The sequence below is a fragment of the Streptosporangium sp. NPDC049644 genome (genome assembly GCF_040675205.1).
Classification (GTDB): domain Bacteria; phylum Actinomycetota; class Actinomycetes; order Streptosporangiales; family Streptosporangiaceae; genus Streptosporangium; species Streptosporangium fukuiense.
On the sequence record NZ_JBFAOJ010000046.1, the window covers coordinates 20,917 to 40,596 of the forward strand.

Below are 19,680 nucleotides of genomic sequence, written 5' to 3' on the forward strand. Positions count from 1 at the left end.
GCACAGCGGGGCGATGTCGGGGCAGCCACAAAAGCGGACGCTCACCCCGTGCCGGTGAGCGCTCAGCGGCGCCGCTCATGGCCGGGTAGCGGGCCCGAACCCGGTCCAGCGCAGGTCGGGCGGGAGGTGGCCCATGTCGTTGTACAACAGCACCGTCGGCGCCACGCCGTCGCGATACTCGATCGCCGTCAGCGCCGTGTTTCCGCAGTTCAGCCCCAGCCACCGCGCCGGTGGCGCGTCGAGGGCGTGCCGCACCAGCCAGGCCACCGGATAGGCGTGGGTGACCAGGACCTCGTGGGTCTCGGTTTCGGCGGGGCGTGCGAACCTGTCGATCAGCGCGTCCGCGAGGGCCGCGCCCGCGGCGGCTTCCGCGGCGTCGTACCCGTCGAAGAACCCCGCCCACGCGGGGGGCATCTCGTCCGGCACGTGCGGCACGTGGTCGATCAGCTCGGCCGCTTCCCGCACGGCGACGCCCGGCAGGTGCTCACCGACGATCCGGGCGGACCGCACCGCCCGGGGAAGGGGCGAATGCCACACGGCGTCGACCGGAAGGTGGGCCAGGCGCTCCCCGACCAGTTCCGACTGCCGCCGCCCGACATCGGTCAACTCGCCGAACGGGTCCGCCGCGCCGTGCCGTAACACGTACAAGTGCCGAGTCGCCATTGTCAGCCCCAGGCCTCAGATCCGTACCGCATGGCAAGAGCCGACGTTCGTCCCCGCCACCCGGCGCAGGCTTGCTCGGAAGGTTCGAGCACACCGCACCCCAAGTCAGCCGAACCATCACCACTCGTTCCCTGGACGGCCCAAATTAGGATACTCACAAAATCTAAATGTTTACAACATTCGAATAGGCGGGAGGTGAAGGAGGCCGCCGGAGAGGATGCCCGGTAGCACCGGGGTGGCGCCCGCGTACGACCGTGCTCACCATGCTGCGGAGCCCGTCGCGCCAACCAATGCTGGAAATGGGGCCTCCGACGAGCTCACGGAGCTTGCCGACATCGGGGCACATGCCTTTGATCGCCATCTCGGTGGTGAAGAACGTGACCTTCCTGCCGACCAGCTGGGCGAGGTAGCCGCTCCACTCGGTGATGCCGACCGGTTCGTCGCCGCCCCAGTTGACGGTGACGGGAGGGGTGTCCGCCGCGCCAAGCAGCGCGGGCAGCGTACGCACCATGTCATCGACGTGAATGGGGGCGAAGACATCAGGGAAGTTTGGATACACCCCGACCGGCTCGTTCTTGAGGATGTTCATCAGATGGACCCGGGGAAAGCCCATGGTGTCGCTGTAGGGGACGTTCAGCCGGGCGATGGTCGTGGGGATACCGAACAGCCGCGCACAGGTGCGCACGACCGCCTCGCCGGCGATCTTCGAGACGCTGTAGGTCGGGTAGACCGCGCGCGTGTAGTCACCGAGAGGGTGGTCCTCGCACCGCGGCTCCGGGTGTGCCTCGTACACAACGGTCGACGAGCAGTGCAGGAACGACTCGACGCCCCGATAGCGCGACATGAGCAGTCCGGCCGCCTCGGCGTTGTTCCGGAAGGCCCGCTCGAAGTCCGGCTCCGCGAAGATGTCCGCCGCGAAATGCAGCACATGGTCGACCTCGGGCAGGTCCGGCAGGTCGTCCGGACCGACGGCCCCGAGGTCGGCGACGATCGGCCGTACGCCGCGGGCTTCGAGTTCGCTCTTCGCCCCCGGATCGGTGAAGCGCGCCAGGCCCCATACCTCGTTGCCGGGAACGAGGGCGGCCGCGAACGCGGATCCGATCGATCCACTGGCACCGGTGACAAGAATCCTCTTCCCGCTGATCATTGTGTCTCCGTTCGCGCGCTCATTCACACGCCTCGTACCGGCCAGAGGCGAGTCGACTTCGGCTCACGCACGGCGAACCGGCCGCACAACCGATGGAACCGCGTCAGCCAGAGGCGACCGCCCGGCCCGCGCGCCTGCCGAAGAAGGTCGAGTCGCCAAGCGAGGTGCCGCTGCAGTACCCCCAGGCGGGGATGCCGCTGGTCGTGCGTCCCGCGGCGTACAGGCCGGGGACCGGGTCGCCGTCGAGCGAGAGGACCTCGCCGTGAACCGACGTGTACAGGCCGCCGGTGGTGAAGATCGAGAACAGCGCGTTCCGGAGGTCGAGCACCCCGTACGGCGGCTTGAGCGGCCTGAGCCACCGGGCCGACTTGTGGCAGACCGGGTCCTCGCCCTTCTCGGCGGCCGCGTTGTACAGCCCGACCGTGGCGGTCAGCGCCCCTGGCGCCAGCCCCATCTCGGTCTCCAACTCGGTGAGGTCGTCCGAGACCCAGGTCGGCTCGACCACGTACCCGGACGCCTGCTGCGTCTCCTCATTGGCCGTGTCGTCGTAGAGCAGGAATATCTGCCGGTCCTGACCGAACAGCGAGGCCTGCCCGACCCGGCCCGGGTAGCTGTCCTCGTTGATGAACCGGTTTCCACGCCGGTCGAGCAGCAGCGACCGGTAGAGCAGTGCCGGGTCGGCGGGAAAGGCCGTCTGACCGGCCTCCATGTGCCGGACCGCCGCGCCGACCGCCTGGCCCATCCGGATGGCGGAACCGTCGTCGCCGTCGGTACCGGTGAGGCGGTTGCCGAGCAGTCTCGGGGAGTGCTGGGCGAGCATCGCGTCGTTCGCCGCGAACCCGCCCGCCGAGAGCACCAGCCCGCGCCGTGCCTTCACGAACGACCGCTCGCCGAACGTCACCACCTCTGCCCCGACCACCCGGTCCCCGTCGACGACCAGGCGTCCCACCCGGGTGTTGTAGTGCGTGCGCACACCCGCGCCCGCCGCGGTGTCCGCGAGGTGCTTCATCAGCACCCAACCGGCCGACTGCTCCCCCGGCTTCTTGTCGGTCATGGCCGGAACGTGGCCTCGTGGGGCGGGCGCCGCGATGTCCGCGAACGGATAGGCGTTCTCTCCGCCGGTGAACATCAGCCCGTACCCGCTCGGGGCCTCCCACGACGGCTCGGTCCACAGCCTCGGCTCGAACGGCACGCCGCACCGCACCAGCCAGTCGAAATGCTCAAGGCTGTTCTCGCAGTACACGGCCAGCTTGGCCTCGTCCGGGTCCGGGCCGGTGGCCGCTCTGAGGAAAGCGAACATCGCCTCCACGGTGTCCTCGACGCCGCAGGCCCGCTGGATCGGCGTTCCGCCACCCAGGTAGAGGGACCCACCCGCCATCGCGGTGGCGCCACCCCAGCCACCGGCCGCATCGACCGCGTGGACATCGGCGCCGCCGGCCGCCGCCTCGATCGAGGCACTCGCCCCGGCCGCCCCGAAACCGACGACAAGGACATCCGTCTCCAAAGCCCAGTCTCCGACCTCGGATGCCTGGATGGGAGCCACCGAACTCACACCACCACCGCCTTGGCGGCAGGGAGCACAAGATCCATGATCAGCAAGCTCGACACTCCTTCTGGATGAGGTTGCGTTGTGCGAGGAACAGTACGAAGCAGTGGCGGTGACACGGATGCGGATCCCGGTGAGTGGGAGGCGAGAATCGGGACCACCGCGGTCGTCCGGCCTGTTCCCTCGCAGCGGAAGGCTGAGCACACCGGAACCGGGTCGTTGATGTCGATGGCTCGGTCTCCAGACCGATCGTGCCGAGCGAGAGGTCGGCGGAGCTCACGGGCCACCGTCCAGCCGACGTCCTTGGTCCGTGACGGGAGTGCTCCTGCAACGCAGGCGCTGCGTCAGGTGTCGTCGAGCCCCTCATGAACTCTCGGTGAGTGGGAGGAGCGGTGGCCGTTTTCTCAGCGGAGTACCTAGCATCACGCCCCAGCGGCGACCGGGTGTCGCATCCGTGGGTGTCCCCGCGGGGTTCCTCATCGAAGAGAAGGCGGAGATCACCGATGACGACAGTCGAGATCGCACCGAAGGTGAGCCGTGGCGCCTACGAGCTGACCTACCGCGAGGCCGGTACCGGACCCGTGGTGGTCATGCTGCACGGTTCGGGCCCCGGCGTCTCCGGCATGTCGAACTTCGCCGCCAATCTGGCGCCGCTGGCCGAAACGTTTCGGACGATCGTCATTGACATGCCCGGTTTCGGCGACAGCCCCGAAGTTCCCTATACCCGCCCGTATCCGGAGCACGCGGCCGACGCCGTCGTCTCCCTGCTCGACGACCTGGGCATCGCCAAGGCCCACCTGGTCGGCAACTCGATGGGAGGCTTCGTCGCGCTGGAGACCGCGTTCGCCTACCCCGACCGGGTCGATCGGATGCTCATGATGGGCCCCGGCGGGATCGCGGCCGAGATCTTCTCCCCGCCGATGTCGGAAGGGGCTCGACGGCTGTTCGATTTCGTCGCCTCTCCCTCCCCGGCCGCCATGCGGGCGTGGGTGGACACCATGGTCTCCGACCCGGCCGGCGTGTCCGACGAGTTGATCCGGGAACGCGCCGACCGCGCACTCGCGCCCGGCGCGATCGACCGGATGCGCAACATCTTCGGCAGCCTCGCCATCCCTTCCGTCCACGGTCCGATGTGGACGCGAACCGGGCAGATCCACCACCGCACCCTTGTCACCTGGGGGCGTGACGATCGGATGCTGCCGCTGGAGGGAGCCTTCTTCGCCACCCGGCGCATGCCCAATGCCGACCTGCACATCTTCTCCAACTGTGGCCACTGGGCCCAGGTGGAGCGCAAGGCGGCGTTCGAGGCGCTGGTCCGCGACTTCTTCACCGCGGCCTGATCCGAGCACCGCGCACCACACGCAGAAGCAGGGACCCACCATGTACCCAACGCATCCCGTCCTGGACGCCATCGCCGACTTCTCCGACGAGCTGCGCCGCCTCGAAACCGAGTCGTCCGAGCTGCGCAGGCTCTCGCCCGAGGTGGTGAAGAGGTTCCGCGAGATCGGCGTCATGCGGATCATCCAGCCTGCCCGCTACGGCGGCTACGAGGCCGACCCCCGCGTATTCAACGAGGCGATGTACGCGATCTCGCGTGCCTCCGGTTCGGCCGGCTGGGTCACCGGCGTCGTCGGAGTGCACTCCTGGCACATCGGCCTGTTCCCCGACAAGGCGCAGAAGGAGGTGTTCGGCGTGGACCCGGACACCTGGATCAGCTCCTCCTACGGCCCGGCCGGCACGGCGAAACAGGTGCCGGGCGGGCACGTGCTGACCGGCCGCTGGAGCTTCTCGTCGGGCAGCGACTACTGCGACTGGGTCCTGGTCGGCGGCCTCGTCACAGACGGCGCGGGCGGCCCGCCCGAGTACCGGCATTTCCTCCTGCCGCGCTCCGACTACGAGATCGTCGATGTCTGGCACGCGTCCGGACTCGTCGGCACCGGCAGCAATGACATCGTGGTGACCGAGCAGTTCGTGCCGGAGCACCGCTCGCTCAACGTGTCGGACACCCTTGAGCGCAACGTCCCGGGCAAGGAGGTCAACACGGGCGCGCTGTTCAACATGCCGTGGTTCGGAGTACTACTGAACTCGGTCGTGGTACCGCTGATCGGCATCGCCTCATCCGCGCTGGACGAGGCGTTGCAGGTGCACCGCGACAAGTTCGCGGCCAACCCGAGAACGATGCCCGGTGATCTCACGCTGACGCGGTTCGCGGAAGCCTCCGGCGAGATCGACCTCGCTCGGGACATGTTGCTGCGCAACCTCGGTGACCTCTACGAGACCGCTCTCCGGGGCGAGGACCCGACATCCGCACAGCGCATGCGCGGCAAGCGCGACCACATGATCGCGGTCGGAATGGCCGTCGCGGCCGCCGACAAGGCCTACCAGAGCGGCGGGCCGCGGTCGATCAAGACCACCAGCCTGATCCAGCAGCTCTGGCGCGACGTGCACGCCGGCGAGCACCACGCCATGAACCTGCCCGACGGGACATACCCCGTTTACGGCCGCTACCTGGTCGAAGGCGACGCGCTGCTGCCGAGCATTCCCGGCGCCTACTGATCCGAGCAGGTCCTACCCGAAAGGGATGCCACCACAATGCCCATCCATTCACTCGGCTACCTCCGCATCAACGTCACCGACGTCGAGAAATGGCGCACGTTCGCGGGTGAGTTCCTGGCCCTCCAGGAGGTGCCCGGCCCGACCGAGGGCGCACTCCACTACCGCATCGACGATTTCCAGCACCGGCTCGCCCTGATCCCCGCCGAGAGTCCAGGCCTGCGGGCAGCCGGTTTCCAGGTCACCCACGCCCGGGACCTCGAGACCGCGATCCAGAAGCTGGAGGCGGCCGGCGTCACCGTCGCCCGCGGCGGCAAGGAGGACTGCGAGGCCCGCCGGGTGAGCGGTTTCGCCGCCTTCACCGACCCGAGCGGCAACCCGATCGAGCTCTTCCACGGACCGAGATTCGATCATTCCGAGGTGCGGACCCCCGGCGTGTCGAGGTTCGTGACCGGTGACCTGGGGATGGGGCACATCATCCTCAACGTCACCGACGTCGAGGCCGCCTACGCCTTCTACGTGGACCTGCTGGGTTTCACCGAGCGCAACACCACCGAGACACCCGCCGGCATGCTGTACTTCCTGGGGTGCAACGCCCGCCAGCACACGCTCGGGCTCGCGCCCTCATCCGGTCCTGGCCTGCTCCACTTCATGTTCGAGGGCGGCAGCCTCGACGACGTGGGCCGGGCGCTCGACCGCGCGTACGACCTCGGGGTCCCGATGATGCAGTCGTTGGGCCGGCACACGAACGACCACATGGTGTCGTTCTATGTCTGGTCCCCTGACCTGCACGCCGTCGAGTTCGGCTATGACGGTGACCGGGTCGGCATCGACGCCCCCAGCTACGACATCACGGAAGGCGCGTTCTGGGGGCACCGCTTCACTCCACCGCCCGCGCCTTCGGCCTGATCGGGTCGACCGGCGGCGGCCGGACCCCGGCCGCCGCCGGCGCCTGCCTCCCACTCCCCGGCGCACGTACCTCGCACCGCTGGGCGCTGGCGTGTCGAGCACGCACCCGCTCGTCGCGGTACGCCGTAAGTGCGCCCTCGGCGACGTCTTCGGTCGGCGGGCCGATCGTGGACGAGGAGTTCGGTGAGGTGCGCCGCGAGGACGGCACCGCGATCCGCGGCCTGTACGCCGCCGACCGCGATGCCGCCCGAACTCGCTCGCTCCGCTAAGTCGGCGGGCTTTCTCTCGCCGGCCGTGTCCTCATCGCCACGGCGGCCGGCCGTCTGAATCCGTGACGCTTTCGGGGCGGTTCAGGCCCCCGCCCGGGCCGATCCGTGGTCAGCTCCAGTCCCACTTGTGGCCCCAGTAGCTGTCGGCGGTGATTTCCTCGGCGGTGTAGGAGGTCTCGTCGACGAGCATCCCTTCGCAGCCGACCTCAAGGTCCCACCGGCCGGGGGTGCGCACGTAGAAGGAGACCATCTTGTCGTTGGTGTGCCGGCCCAGTGTCGAGGAGATATGGTAGCCGCCCGCCGTGACGCGGTCGAGGGCCTGGCCGACCTCGTCGAGGGTCTCGCACTCGACCATGATGTGCACCAGCGCCGGCGCCTTGAGGTCCGGGGTCGGCATGATCGCCAGGCTGTGGTGCCGGGCGTTGACTCCCATGAACCGCAGCCGGATCGGACCGTACTCGGGCGGCGCCGGGAGGCGGAAGGCCCCGCGGGGCAGGAAGCCGAGGGTCTCGGCGTAGAACCGGTGGTCGCCGTCCAGGTCGCTCACCGGCACCACCACGTGGCCCAGGCCGAGCCGCCCGGCGACGAAGCGGTTGCCGAACTTCGTCGCGATCGGGCTGTGGTCCAGCGCGGGACCGTGGAAGACCTCCAGCGGAGTTCCGCCCGGGGTCTGGAAGGCGATCCCCGCCTCGATCCGGCGGGTGTCGGCGTCCTCCAGGGACAGCGGCTTCGTCGCGATCCCGGCCGCCTCGACGGCCGACTGCACACGCCGCAGCGCCAGGTGGTCGCGGACCTCCCATCCGACGGCCTCCACCCGATCCTCCTCGCCGGGCAGCAGCACGATGCGGGCGTGCCGCTCGTCCATGCGCAGGTACAGCGCGTCGGATTCGGGGCCGGTGCCTTCGGCGAATCCGATCGTGTCGAGGGCGAACGCGCGCCACGCGTCCAGATCCGTGGCCCGGACCCGCACGTAGCCCAGCGAGCTGATGTCGGTCATGCCATCTCTCCTGAATCGGTTGAGGGGTTGGTCGAGGTCGTCCGGTACGGGGATCAGATCAGCGCGCGCAGCGCGCCCTGCGGCTCGACACCCATCTGGGTCAGTGCCGTCGCGTGGTAGGTGTTGCCGGGAATGTGGATGGCGTGCTGCAACCCGACGTGCGCGTCGCGCCAGAACCGCTGCATCGGGTTGTTGCGGCGCACCGCGTTGCCGCCGGACCGCGCGAAGATCTCGTCGACCGCCGACACCGCCCGCCACGCGCAGCGAACCTGGTTGCGCCGGACCAGTGCCCGATCCGCGAAACTGATCGGCTTTCCGGAGTCGGCGAGGTCGTAAAGCCGGCTGATGCCGTCGAGCAGTTGCAGCCGCGCGGCCTCGATCTCGGACGCGGCCTCGGAGATCGCGTACAGCGTGTACGGGTCGTCCTTCACCTTCGTGCCGGAGGCCGTCACCCGGTCCCGCTGGTAGTCCAGGTGCGTGGCGAGCGCGCCCTCGCAGATACCGATCACCGCCGAGGTGATGCCCAGGGGGAACATCGACCAGAACGGCAGCCTGTACACCGTCTCGGTCCGGCCGGCCCGCTCGGCCGCGACCTCGCCCTCGGCGACCTCCGCGGCGTCGATCGTCCGGTAGGCGGGGATGAACGCGCCGTCGACGATGACGTCCTTGCTCCCGGTCCCGCGCAGCCCGATGACGTCCCAGGAGTCCTCGACGATCGTGTAGTCCGAACGGGGCAGCACCACGTGCAGTCCCTTCATCGGCTGCGCGGGCTTGCCCTCGGCGTCCCCGAGCAGCGCGCCGAGGAAGATCCAGTCGCAGTGGTCGGTGCCCGAGGAGAACTGCCAGCGGCCCTTGAGGATGTACCCGCCGTCGGTCGGCGTCGCCACCCCGCTGGGCATGTACGGCGAGGCGATCCACGTGTTCGGATCGGAGCCCCACACCTCCTCCTGCAGCCTGCGGTCGCACAACGCCATCTCCCACGGGTGCACCCCGCCGACCCCGCACACCCAGCCCGTTGAGCCGCACGCCTTCGCCACCGCCATCACCGCCTCGGCGAAGTCCCGGGGATGCGCCGCGTATCCCCCGAAGTCGGTCGGCTGCAGCAGCCGCATCACTCCGGCCTCGCGGACCAGCTTCACGCTCTCGTCGGACAGCTTGCCCAGGCGCTCGGTCTCGTCCGCGACCGCGGCCAGCCGACCGGCGATCTCCTCTACTCGGGAAACAACTTCATGCGCCATCAAGGCACCTCCGGACTGAATCTGAGAGGGTGGCAACTCGCCGTTTCTGCGGCGGCTCGCTGACGCTAAGCCGCTTTCGACCACCGGGTCCACGTACATCCCGCTGGCCGGGACTGCGCGGGGAGTGCGGTGGGCGGGCCCGTCGTCCGCGGCGGGAACATGTCGGCGCGCATCACGCGGCGCCGGGAAAAGCGGAGCTCAGCCGCCGTTTCGACGCGGGCGGCGGCCGTGGGCGAGTGGTGGCCCGGACAGCGCCGGCAGCGGGGTTCCGCTCACCGGGACGTGGCGGCGGACGGGTTCCGGGCGCGGCGACGGGCGGTGGGAAGCCGCCCGGTCACCGATTTCCGGGGTACGGCGCGAGGAGCAGCCGCGCGGCCAGCCGGATGTCGGCCGCCGCCCTCTCCGGGGTCGTCTGGCCACTGAGGGTCGAGACCAGCGTGCCCCACCAGCAGTGCGTGAGCAGCCGCACCACGCTCAGATCCTGCCTGTTCGGCTCCTCCGCCCCGATGATGCGCAGAAGAATGCGGCCGAGCTCGGACTCCGTCGGTTCGACCTCGTCCATCGTCGCCGTCACGTATATGGCGCTGCTGGCCTGGAACATCGCGGCGGCCAGCATCGGCCGCAGCAGCAGATGGCGGCTCAGTCCCACCAGGAGGCCGGTGACCTGGTCGACGAGGTCCTCGTCCTCGCCGGGGCGCCGGCTTTCCTGGAAAGCGCTGATCTCCGCATGGAAGACCGCGGCGAACAGCGCATTCTTGGAGGGAAAGTACCGATACAGGGTCGCGATCGCCACATCGGCGTCCTTGGCGACCTCGTGCATCTGCACCACGTCGATCCGCTTGCGGGCGCCGAGCGCGGCAGCAGCGTCCAGAATGCGCTTGTGCCGGGCGATCTGGCTCTTCGAGGTCGGTGACGCCGGAGCCCGTACTTCGGCGATTCTCGCCACGAATCCCCCTTGTCTGGTCTGTCTACCCCCGAGTGAACCGTGCACGGATACCGATCCCAGGATATCGGCGCCCTAACGAACATAGGCTCCACCGCGTCATCGGAGTGGAGCCCACTTCTTCGGTGCCCCCTTGTGCCGAGTGGTCGGCGGGGGCGGCCTCGTCAGCCGTCTCAGAGGTCGGGAACCGGGATGGCCCCGAGGCGGACGGAGTTCTCGATGCTGTCGCGCAGTCGCGTGCAGGTCGGGATGAGACCCCGGTCGGCATGCCGATTCAACTCGACGCACTGCTCGGTCTCGGTGGTCCACTGGACGAGCGTGTGCGCCAGGCTGTGCTTCTTGACCAGGACGCACGAACCGCAACTGCTGCAGGACACGGGGCGCACGGAATCTCTCCTCGGTTGCGATCACTGACGTTCTTGACGGTGGTGACACCTCGTCACGAGGCGCCACCACCGGTCCGTCCCGGCCGATCGGCCGGGACGGGCTAGGCCGGAGCCGAGGTGACGATCCGGCCGTTGGCGATGTTGTCGTCGACCTCCTTCTGCCAGAACTGGTTGGCCCGCTCGGTGTCGATCTCGAACTCGAACCGCTGGGTCATCTCCGGCGTGATGTCCTCGACGTCGACGTAGAACTGCTCGTACCAGCGGCGCAGCTGGTAGACCGGGCCGTCCTCCTCGCACAACAGCGGATTGTCGATCTTGGCCTTGTTCTTCCAGATCTTCACATCCTGCAGGAAACCCGTCTCCACGCCGGCCGCGAAACCCTCCGCCATCGCCTGCGCCTCGTCGTCGGAGACGCCCTGCGGCTTCTTGACCATCGCACCCCACTGGAGCACGAAGCTGGTCGGCGACACCGGGTAGTGGCAGTTGATCAGGACGGACTCGACCGTCTGTCCCCCGACGGTGTTCCACAGGTAGTCGATCATGTACGACGGACCGTAGTACGCCGACTCCGAACGCCCGTCGGTCTTCTCACCGGAATAGTTCGTGCCGAGCTGAATGTCCGGCCGAGCACGGCTGTTCATGTCCTGTGCGGCGATGTGCCCTTCGAAGACGTTCTTGAAGTACGTCGGGAACGCGTAGTGGATGTAGAAGAAGTGGGCCATGTCGACCACGTTGTCGACGATCTCCCGGCAGTTGGAACCCTCGATTTTGATCCGGTTCCACGTCCAGGAGGTCCACTCCGACGTGCCCACAGCGGCGATCTCCGGGATCGTCACCTCCGGCGGGGGCGGGTTGCCCTGCGGGTCGTGCCAGACGTACAGCTGCGCGTTGCGCTCCAGGGCCAGCCACGTCCTGGTGCGGGCCCGCGGCGGCACCCGGCGGGCGTACGGGATGCTGGTGCACCGGCCGTTGCCCGCCCAGCGCCAGTCGTGGAAGGGACAGGCGATCGTGTCGCCCTTGACCTCCCCCTGGCTGAGGTCGCCGCCCATGTGAGGGCAGTAGGCGTTGAGGACGTTCAGCTTGCCGGTGCTGTCGGCGAACACCACCAGCTTGGTGCCGAATGCCTCGATCTTGTGCGGTTTGCCGTCCCTGAACTCGTTCGCCAGGCCGAGGCAGTGCCAGCCCCGGGCATAACGTGTCGGAGGCGGGGCCGCCTCGATCACTCGGATCTCGTCGTCACCGGCGGTGTGTAGCGACGTCATGAAGTCTCCCTTGCCGTCCAATGCGCCCGGGCCGAACGTTCCTGCCCGCGGGATCCTCATCATGCGAAGTCGGCGATGTGCGACACCGCCCCTTTCCCACTGACCGGGACCTCGTTTCGCAAGTCACGGCGACGCGTTCCGCGAAACACCGCTTTCCGGTCTCCGCTCTCCGGTCGAGATCGCGCGGCGAGAAAGCCCGTCCCGCTCGCCGGGAGACGAGTTGTGGGGCACCCCGGGCGCCGACACCGTGGGATCGACCGGTGCGGGCGAAGGAAATCGTTCGATCCGGGTGAACGAAGGAGACCGAAGGCCGATATGACCACTCACCAGATCTTGACCGGGCCCGGCAGCGGGGATTCGGCACGCGCTCCGGATCCGGCCCCCACCGTGGTGAAGCACCCGTTACGGGTGGTCCTCGTCGTCGCCTTCGCGACCCTGGTGACCACGCTCAACCAGACGCTGGTCGTCCCGGTGCTGCCCGAACTGCCCGGCCGCCTGGGAATCACACCCTCCGTCGCCACCTGGCTGGTCACCGCGACGGTCATCGCCGGCGCGGTGTCGCACCCGGTGCTGGGCAGGCTGGGTGACCAGTTCGGGATGCGCAGGATGATGATCGTGGCACTCGGCGCGATGATCCTCGGATCCCTGATGTGCTTGATGAGCGACGACATCGGCGTCCTCATCGCCGGGCGGGCGCTCCAGGGGATCTCCAGCGCGACGATCCCACTCGGGATGAGCCTGGTGGGGGTGGTCCTGGAGCCGAACCGCCGTGCCTCCGCCATCGCCTCCGTCAGCGCGATGATGGGGATCGGCGGCGCGCTCGGGCTGCCGGCCGCCGGGCTGGTCTCCCGGCTGTGGGGCTTCCACGGGCTGTTCGCCGTCTCGGCGTTAGCGGGTGTGGTCGCGGTGGCCGCCCTGCTGCTGGCGGTCCCGGCGCCGCCCCGGCGCGAGCGCGCGCAGCGGATCGACTTCCCCGGTGCGGTGCTGCTCACCTGCTTCATCGTCGCCCTGCTGGTCGGGCTCGACCGCGGTGGCGAGTGGGGCTGGACGAACGCGCTGACCATCACGTCCTTCCTCGTGGCGCTGGCGTCCGGGTGCCTGCTGACCCTGGTGGAACTTCGCCGCCATGCTCCGCTCATCGACCTCAGAGCGGCGGCGAGCCGCTCCTCCGCCGCTATCAACGGAGGGTCGATCCTGATTGGCTTCGCGTTGTTCGCGAACTTCCTCGGGATCGTCGGACGCCTCCAGGCACCGGTGGCGACCGGTTACGGGCACGGGCTGTCGGTGCTGATGACCGGTCTGTGTCTGCTGCCCGGAGGGCTGCTGTCGGCGGCGGTGGCCCCGCTGTCGGCCAGGCTGAGCGGGGTCGTCACTCCTCGGGTGACGATCGCGCTGGGCTGCGCGGTCTCCGCCGCCGGGTTCGCGGCCCAGATCCCGCTGGGGCACGGATCGCTGTGGGCGCTCATCTGTGTCATCGCCGTCGTCTCGGCCGGCAACTCCATAATCCTGGCGAACCTGCCCGCGCTGATCCTTCAGGTCACGCCGGAGGCGAACATCGGCGTCACGAACGGGATCAACGCGCTGGCCCGCGCCGTCGGCATGTCGGTGAGCAGCGCGGTGTTCGGCATCGTCGCGACGATTCCCGTCGGCGCCGAGTTCGTGCCGCGCGGCGCCTACGACGCGTTCACCGCGGCCGGTGGGATCACCACGCTGATCGCCCTTGTCCTGTTCCTTTTACAGCGTCCCCGTCGCACCACCGCGGCCCGGTGAAAAGGGAACGGCCGCTCCACCGATCCGGAGATCGGTGGAGCGGCCGCCGCCATGAGGGTCAGCGCCCGCCGTCGGCGCCCGCCACCACGGTGGGCGGCTCGGGTAGCGAATCCGGGACCTTGCCGATCATCGAGTCCTGCTTGCGGACCCGCAGGACCGTCGAGGCGAGTAGCAGCCCGATGACGATCAGGCCCGCCATGAACAGCGCACCCGCGTTGATGGAGCTCTCGGGGTACAGAACGGTGCCGTCCGGGGTACGCATCGCGAACTGCCCCATGATGACGAACAGGATGACCGGTGTGGTGCTGGAGAAGCCGCTGTAGCTCACCTGCACCATCCCGGCGATGGAGCCCTGCTTGTCGGCCGGGGCACCGGCGATGACCATGCCGGGGATCGAGCCGTAGGCCAGGCCCGTCCCGGCACCCAGCAGCAGGGCGGCGATGAGGACCTGCAGGTAGCTGCCGTGGTTGAAGCCGAGTTGCAGACCGCCCACCAGGAGAAGCAGCAGGCCGATCTTCATCATGGTCGCGCCGCCCACACGATTGAGCAGCTTGCCGACGACAATGCCCATGATCACCATGGCCATCGACTGCGGAGCCGAGATCATCGCGTACTCCGACGCGGTCATCCCCAGGCCGTAGCCGAGCCCGGCCTCGCTCGGCGTCAGGCCGATCATCGGAGACATCGAGCCGGAGAGGCCGGTCGTCCCGTATGCCGTGGCGGCCGTCACCGCGGCGAGCAGGATCGGCCGGCGGGTGAAGATCCGCAGGTCGACGAGCGGCTCTGGGAAGTTCAGCGACCGCCTGACGAACCCGGCCATGAGCAGCAGGCCGACGGCGAACGCGCCCAGGGTGGTGACCGAGCCCCAGCCCCACGTACTGCCGAAGCTGATCCCCAGGAGCACGATGCCCAGGCCGGAGCCCAGCATGCCGGCGCCCAGGAAGTCCACCCGCGAGGGGACGCGCAGCGGCGTCTCCGCAGTGGTCAGCAGCAGCAGCGGGGTGAGGATCGCCATCCAGAGAACGTCGAAGGCGAACAGGCCGCGGAAGCCCCAGTTGTCGAGCAGCCATCCGATGAGGAACGGCACGCCGATGGAGAAGACCCCGGTGCCGGTCATCGCGACCGCGCTGGCCAGCGGCAGGATCCGCCGCGGGTACACGTCGCGCATCAGCGAGTAGCTCAGGAACATCGTGGGCAGCACGATGCCCTGCAGCAGCCGGCCCACGATGAGCACACCGAACGTCGGCGCCACGGTCGCGATGACCGAGCCGACCGTACTCGCCAGCAGGCAGACGATCATCATTCGCCGCTTACCGTGGATGTCGGCCAGCTTCCCCACCAGCGGGCAGAGGACGGCCCCGGAGAGGATGAAGCCGGTGAGGAGCCAGCCTCCCTGGTCCGTCTTGAAGTGGGTGGTGATCGCCGGCAGCGCCGTCGACACGAGACTGAACCCCAGCGCGGTCCCCTCCAGGATCATGACCATCGTCACCATGGAGAAGACGAGCCGTGGGGTCCACCCGCCCGTCTCCACCGTCGTATCCGTAGTACTCATCGTCAGGCCTCCAGAAAAACGTGATGTTTCAATGAATCTCGGCGTGGCCGTGGACCTCGGCGCCTTCGTGGCGCAGGTCCCGGCGGGGGATGCTGTTCCTCCTTGGCACCACGCGGACACCGCGGTGTCACGCACGTTTTCCGGTCGATGACGGACCGCAGGTCCCCCACGGCGGGGGTACGGTCATCCCGGCCCGGCGGGGAACCGCCGGGGCTCGGGGAGATCAGGGGCGGCGCGGAGCGCGACCGGCCCGTCCGGTTCAGGCCGCCGCGGCGGAAAGTCCGGGAATCAGGTCGCCTTCCAGGCCGGGGACCTCACCCTGCGGCGAGTGGTGACCGCGCGCGTCCAGGTTCCAGCCGGCCGACCGCTCACCGGGTCGCCTGCCCTCCAGGCGCACGATGTGACCGCGAGCCGTGGGGGGCACCGGGCCGGCGAAGGGGCGGGCGTTCTCTCCGCCGGTGTACATCAGGCCGTACCCGGTCGGCGCCTTCCAGGATGGCTCGTTCCACAGCTTCGGTACGAACGGGACGCCGTAACCGATAAGCCAGTCGAAACGTCCTGGCCTGTCCTCGGTGGGGTCAGGTCCGGCGGCGAGCTTGAGGAAGGCGTACGGAGCCGCCCTCACCGGTGATCCCTGCGCCCAGGCCGGCTGAGCAGCACCGTTGACCATCATCCTCGGCCTCCTGTTCGACGGTGACCGCGCCTTTCACCGAGCACCTGCGATGAGCGGCGTCGTGCACTGGCGCAGACGCTAAGCGCCAGTGACGCGGATCACGTCGGGCATCCCAATGAGCGGGACCCAATGGTGAGAAGGCGGTGACACGAATCTCATCCGCACGGCGACGTCCGTACCCGGCGGCCGGTCGGGACCGGCGATCGGCAGGTTGTTCGCGCCGCCGGCCGGACCCGCGCCCCGGTCCTGCCCCGCTCGTCCTGCTGAGCGGGATCGGCCCGGGAGCGCGGCGAGGCCGTTGATTACGGTCCGGTTACCCGGAAGACCACGCCCCCGGGTTCCGGCGGGCCGATGCGGACGGAAGTGACGATGCAGTCAGCACAGCAGCCATATGACCGGCAGACCGGGGTCGTGGTTCTCGGCGCCGGCGCGGCCGGTCTCGCCGCCGCCATCTCGGCTCGCGAGGCCGGCGCCGAGGTCCTGGTACTGGAGAAGTGCCCGCCCGAGACCGCGGGCGGCAACACCCGGGTTTCGGGCGGCAGCTGGTTCGAGAACCTCGACGCCCAGCGAGCCGCCGTCTATCTGCGCAGCCTGTGCGGAGACCTCCCGGTGTCCGAGGCGGTCATCCGCACCTGGGCGGAGGAGACCCGGCACAACACCCGGTGGATCGAGGGCCTCGGCGCGGCCGTGGCCGTGAACGGCGCCTACACCCCGGAGTTCCCGCACCTCGACGGCGCCGACTGCTACGGCGGCTACCACAGCCTGGAGGGCCGGATGGGCGACCAGTTGCTGTACCGGTTCCTCGTCGACGCGGCGCTCGCCCGGGGCGTCGAGATCAGCTACGCCACGCCCGGCCGGGAACTGATCGTCGACGGTGGGGCGGTCACGGGTGTCGTCGCCGAGTCCGGCGGCGGGTCACTGCGGGTGCGGGCCCGGACCGGGGTGGTGCTGGCGACCGGTGGCTTCGAAAACGACCCCGCCATGGTGCGCGACTACCTGCGACTCGCGCCGTGCCCGGTCTGGGGAAGCCCGGCCGGCACCGGTGACGGGCACCGGATGGCGCAGAAGGCCGGGGCCGACCTGTGGCACATGGGCAACATGACCGCGTTCAGCGGGATACGCGTCCCCGGCTCGGACACCGGGTTCTTCATGGTGCCGCCCGCGACGGGCTACATCTGGGTCGCGCCCGACGGGCGCCGGTTCGTCGACGAGACCCCGGCGCTCGGTGGCCACGGTCAGTCGCGGATTCGCGGCCGCGACGAGCTGCACCCGGCGCAGCCCGCGTACGTCGTGTTCGACGAGCGCACGCGCCGCGCCGGGCCGCTGTGCCCGCCGCGCGAGTACCTGCCGGTCGGGTGGAAGGTGCTCATCGAGGGCTACGAATGGAGCCTCGACAACCAGGCCGAGATCGATCGCGGCTGGATCCGGTGCGCCGACACCGTCGAAGGGCTGGCCGCCGAGCTGGGCGTCGACCCAGAGACCCTCGTCGAGACGGTCCGCCACTGGAACGCGGCCTGCGCCGCCGGCCGCGACGAGCGGTTCGGCCGCCGGGCCGAGAGCCTCACCCCGCTGGATCAGGGCCCCTACTACGCCTTCGAGCTGGCGCCGCTGCTGGGGTGGACCAGCGGGGGGCCGCGCCGCGACGAGCACTGCCGGGTCCTCGACCCGTTCGGCTCGGCCATCCCCGGCCTGTACGCCGCGGGGTCGGTGAGCTCCACATACAGCTGGGCGAAGGACGGCGGGTTCCACATCGCCGATGCCCTCGCCTTCGGACGGGTCGCCGGCCGCACGGCCGCCGCACCGTCCGCCATCACGAGCGATCTGGAGGAGATCAGTGCCGGTTCAGTGGGATGAGACGGCCGACGTCGTCGTCGTGGGATCCGGAGGCGCCGCACTGACGGCGGCCTACACGGCGGCGGCGGGCGGACTGCGCACCCTGGTGCTGGAGAAGACGGAGTACTTCGGGGGCACCAGCGCCTACTCCGGGTCGGGCCTGTGGCTGCCCGGCAACCACATCCTGCGCCAGGCGGGCATCGGGGACAGCGTGGAGCGGGGGCTGGAGTACTTCCGGGCCGTCGTCGGCGACCGCACCCCGGCCGCGCTGCAGGAGGCGTACGTGTCGACGGCGCCCGAGCTGGTGGAGTTCCTGGACCGCGACCCGGTGCTGGAGTTCGAGTACCTGCCGTTCCCGGACTACTTCGCGGCTCCGGGGCGCGCCCCAGGCGGCCGGGGAATCTGCCCCACGCCGCTGCCGGCGCACCTGCTGGGCGCCAGGCTCGATCAGGTGCGCCCGCCGATCTCGATCGACCAGTTCGGCCTGCCGCAGGAGCGAGAGACGCTGGCCGGGGGGCAGGCCCTCATCGGCCGGTTGCTGCTCGCCCTCGACGGGACCGGGAACGCCGCCCTGCGGACCGGAACGCGGATGCGCTCGCTGGTGGTCGAGGACGGCCGGGTCGTCGGCCTGGAGGCCGAGCACGAGGGCCGCGCACTGATGATCCGCGCCAAGCGCGGCGTGATCGTGGCCGCCGGCGGATTCGAGCGCAACGCGGAGTTGCGGCGCGAGTTGCAGGACATGCCCGGCTCGGACTGGTCGTCGGCCGCGCCCGGGTCGAACACCGGGGACGCGCTCGCCGCGCTCCAGGCGGTGGGCGCCGCGACGGACCTGACCGACGAGTCGTGGTGGTGCCCGGCCGTGCTGTTCCCCAACGGCCACGCCGCCTTCACCCTCGGCCTGCGCGGGGGCATCTTCGTGAACGCCGCGGGCGAGCGATTCGCCAACGAGTCGCTGCCGTACGACCGGATGGGCCACGAGATCCGCGCGGGACACGCCACCGGTGTGTCGCACCTCCCGGTCTGGTGGATCTTCGACGAGCGCTTCCCGAACGTACCGGGGATCTCCCAGCCGGCGCCCGATCCCGAGGAGTTCCGCACGGCCGGCCTGTGGCGCAGCGCCGACACGCTCACGGGCCTCGCCGAACGGATCGGCGTACCCGCCGACGTGCTCGGCAAGACCGTCACGCGGTTCAACGGCTTCGCCGCCTCCGGCGTGGACACCGACTTCCACCGCGGCGAGGATCCCTACGACCTGTTCTTCGCCGCCGGTGACGGCCCGAACAGCTGCCTCGTCCCGATCGAGCGGGCTCCGTTCCACGCGGTGCAGGTGGTGCTGGGGGACCTCGGCACCAAGGGCGGCGCACGGATCGGGGAGGACGGGCAGGTGCTCGACAGGGGCGGAAACGCGATCCCCGGCCTCTACGCCATCGGCAACTCGGCCGCCTCGGTCGCCGGGCACGCCTACCCGGCCCCCGGGGTCCCGCTCGGCTCCGGAATGGTCTTCGGCTATCGCGCCGCCACCCGGCTCCGGCTGGAGGACCGATGAGCACGAGGAAGATCAACGATGCCGTCGTCCGTTACCTGGACGCCGTGGCGAACGGGACCGCTGACGACATAGCGTCCTGCTACGCGGAGGACGGGACGCTTGAGGATCCGGTGGGCAGCGAGCCGCGTCGTGGCCGGGCCGCGATCCGCGAGTTCTACTCGGCGCTCGAGGGCGCGCGGCGGGACACGGAGCTGCTGACCGTTCGCATCGCCGGCGACAGCGCCGCCTTCCACTTCCGGGTGCGGACCGAACTGGGTGACCGGACGTTCGACATCGAGCCGATCGACGTGATGACCTTTGACGAAGACCAGCGGATCACCGGTATGAGGGCGTACTGGAGCGGCGACGACATGCGGGAGGCACAGTGAACCCTCGGTGCGCGGTCGGCCGGGC

General features: G+C 69.6%; 17 protein-coding genes. 7 read left to right on the top strand and 10 right to left on the bottom strand.

What is annotated here, in order from left to right:
• Nucleotides 1–75 precede the first annotated feature (75 nt).
• The 3 genes from AB0J58_RS24585 to AB0J58_RS24595 form a co-directional block, all read right to left on the bottom strand.
• Nucleotides 76–663 (bottom strand): histidine phosphatase family protein, encoded by a 588-nt coding sequence (locus AB0J58_RS24585; RefSeq protein WP_364219229.1) that lies wholly within the window; start codon nt 661–663, stop codon nt 76–78.
• Nucleotides 664–826: 163 nt separating this feature from the next.
• Nucleotides 827–1,810, bottom strand: a complete 984-nt coding sequence (locus AB0J58_RS24590; RefSeq protein WP_364219232.1) for an NAD(P)-dependent oxidoreductase — start codon at nt 1,808–1,810, stop codon at nt 827–829.
• A gap of 103 nt (nt 1,811–1,913) precedes the next feature.
• On the bottom strand, nt 1,914–3,362 hold the full coding sequence (locus AB0J58_RS24595) for an FAD-dependent oxidoreductase (protein ID WP_364219235.1): 1,449 nt from the start codon (nt 3,360–3,362) through the stop codon (nt 1,914–1,916).
• 497 nt (nt 3,363–3,859) lie between these two features.
• Between AB0J58_RS24595 and AB0J58_RS24600 the strand changes: the two genes are divergently transcribed.
• From AB0J58_RS24600 to AB0J58_RS24610, 3 genes are read left to right on the top strand one after another with little or no spacing between them, the layout of a single operon-like run.
• A complete protein-coding gene (locus tag AB0J58_RS24600; protein ID WP_364219238.1) occupies nt 3,860–4,696 on the top strand; it encodes an alpha/beta fold hydrolase in 837 nt (278 codons plus the stop codon).
• A 40-nt stretch (nt 4,697–4,736) separates the two neighbouring features.
• Nucleotides 4,737–5,912 (top strand): acyl-CoA dehydrogenase family protein, encoded by a 1,176-nt coding sequence (locus tag AB0J58_RS24605; protein ID WP_364219241.1) that lies wholly within the window; start codon nt 4,737–4,739, stop codon nt 5,910–5,912.
• 36 nt (nt 5,913–5,948) lie between these two features.
• Nucleotides 5,949–6,818, top strand: coding sequence for a VOC family protein (locus AB0J58_RS24610; RefSeq protein WP_364219244.1), 870 nt, complete (start codon nt 5,949–5,951; stop codon nt 6,816–6,818).
• Nucleotides 6,819–7,196: 378 nt separating this feature from the next.
• On the opposite strand, the gene AB0J58_RS24615 is transcribed toward AB0J58_RS24610, so the two are convergent.
• From AB0J58_RS24615 to AB0J58_RS24635, 5 genes are all read right to left on the bottom strand, one after another.
• Nucleotides 7,197–8,084 carry a VOC family protein gene (locus tag AB0J58_RS24615; protein ID WP_364219247.1) on the bottom strand — a complete coding sequence of 296 codons (888 nt, stop codon included), beginning with the start codon at nt 8,082–8,084 and terminating at the stop codon, nt 7,197–7,199.
• A gap of 53 nt (nt 8,085–8,137) precedes the next feature.
• On the bottom strand, nt 8,138–9,322 hold the full coding sequence (locus AB0J58_RS24620) for an acyl-CoA dehydrogenase family protein (RefSeq protein ID WP_364219250.1): 1,185 nt from the start codon (nt 9,320–9,322) through the stop codon (nt 8,138–8,140).
• A 334-nt stretch (nt 9,323–9,656) separates the two neighbouring features.
• Nucleotides 9,657–10,268: a TetR family transcriptional regulator gene (locus tag AB0J58_RS24625; RefSeq protein WP_364219253.1), complete on the bottom strand. Its 612-nt coding sequence runs from the start codon at nt 10,266–10,268 to the stop codon at nt 9,657–9,659.
• 170 nt (nt 10,269–10,438) lie between these two features.
• On the bottom strand, nt 10,439–10,651 hold the full coding sequence (locus AB0J58_RS24630) for a hypothetical protein (RefSeq protein WP_355560619.1): 213 nt from the start codon (nt 10,649–10,651) through the stop codon (nt 10,439–10,441).
• Between the two features lie 101 nt (nt 10,652–10,752).
• Nucleotides 10,753–11,913 (bottom strand): Rieske 2Fe-2S domain-containing protein, encoded by a 1,161-nt coding sequence (locus AB0J58_RS24635; protein ID WP_364219256.1) that lies wholly within the window; start codon nt 11,911–11,913, stop codon nt 10,753–10,755.
• 315 nt (nt 11,914–12,228) lie between these two features.
• Here AB0J58_RS24635 and AB0J58_RS24640 point away from each other — a divergent pair, with 315 nt between their 5' ends.
• Complete coding sequence (locus AB0J58_RS24640; protein WP_364219259.1) at nt 12,229–13,683, top strand: MFS transporter; 1,455 nt, start codon at nt 12,229–12,231, stop codon at nt 13,681–13,683.
• A 58-nt stretch (nt 13,684–13,741) separates the two neighbouring features.
• Here the strand turns inward: AB0J58_RS24640 and AB0J58_RS24645 are convergent, their stop codons facing one another.
• Both AB0J58_RS24645 and AB0J58_RS24650 read right to left on the bottom strand, forming a co-directional pair.
• Entirely contained in the window at nt 13,742–15,235 is a 1,494-nt protein-coding gene (locus AB0J58_RS24645) for an MFS transporter (protein ID WP_364219262.1), read from the bottom strand.
• A gap of 259 nt (nt 15,236–15,494) precedes the next feature.
• Nucleotides 15,495–15,860 (bottom strand): hypothetical protein, encoded by a 366-nt coding sequence (locus AB0J58_RS24650; RefSeq protein ID WP_364219265.1) that lies wholly within the window; start codon nt 15,858–15,860, stop codon nt 15,495–15,497.
• A 417-nt stretch (nt 15,861–16,277) separates the two neighbouring features.
• Here AB0J58_RS24650 and AB0J58_RS24655 point away from each other — a divergent pair, with 417 nt between their 5' ends.
• From AB0J58_RS24655 to AB0J58_RS24665, 3 genes are read left to right on the top strand one after another with little or no spacing between them, the layout of a single operon-like run.
• Nucleotides 16,278–17,762: an FAD-dependent oxidoreductase gene (locus AB0J58_RS24655; RefSeq protein ID WP_364219268.1), complete on the top strand. Its 1,485-nt coding sequence runs from the start codon at nt 16,278–16,280 to the stop codon at nt 17,760–17,762.
• Nucleotides 17,743–19,287, top strand: a complete 1,545-nt coding sequence (locus AB0J58_RS24660; RefSeq protein WP_364219271.1) for an FAD-binding protein — start codon at nt 17,743–17,745, stop codon at nt 19,285–19,287. Before AB0J58_RS24655 ends, AB0J58_RS24660 begins: the two co-directional genes overlap by 20 nt.
• Complete coding sequence (locus tag AB0J58_RS24665) at nt 19,284–19,655, top strand: nuclear transport factor 2 family protein (protein ID WP_364219274.1); 372 nt, start codon at nt 19,284–19,286, stop codon at nt 19,653–19,655. Before AB0J58_RS24660 ends, AB0J58_RS24665 begins: the two co-directional genes overlap by 4 nt.
• Nucleotides 19,656–19,680: the final 25 nt, after the last annotated feature.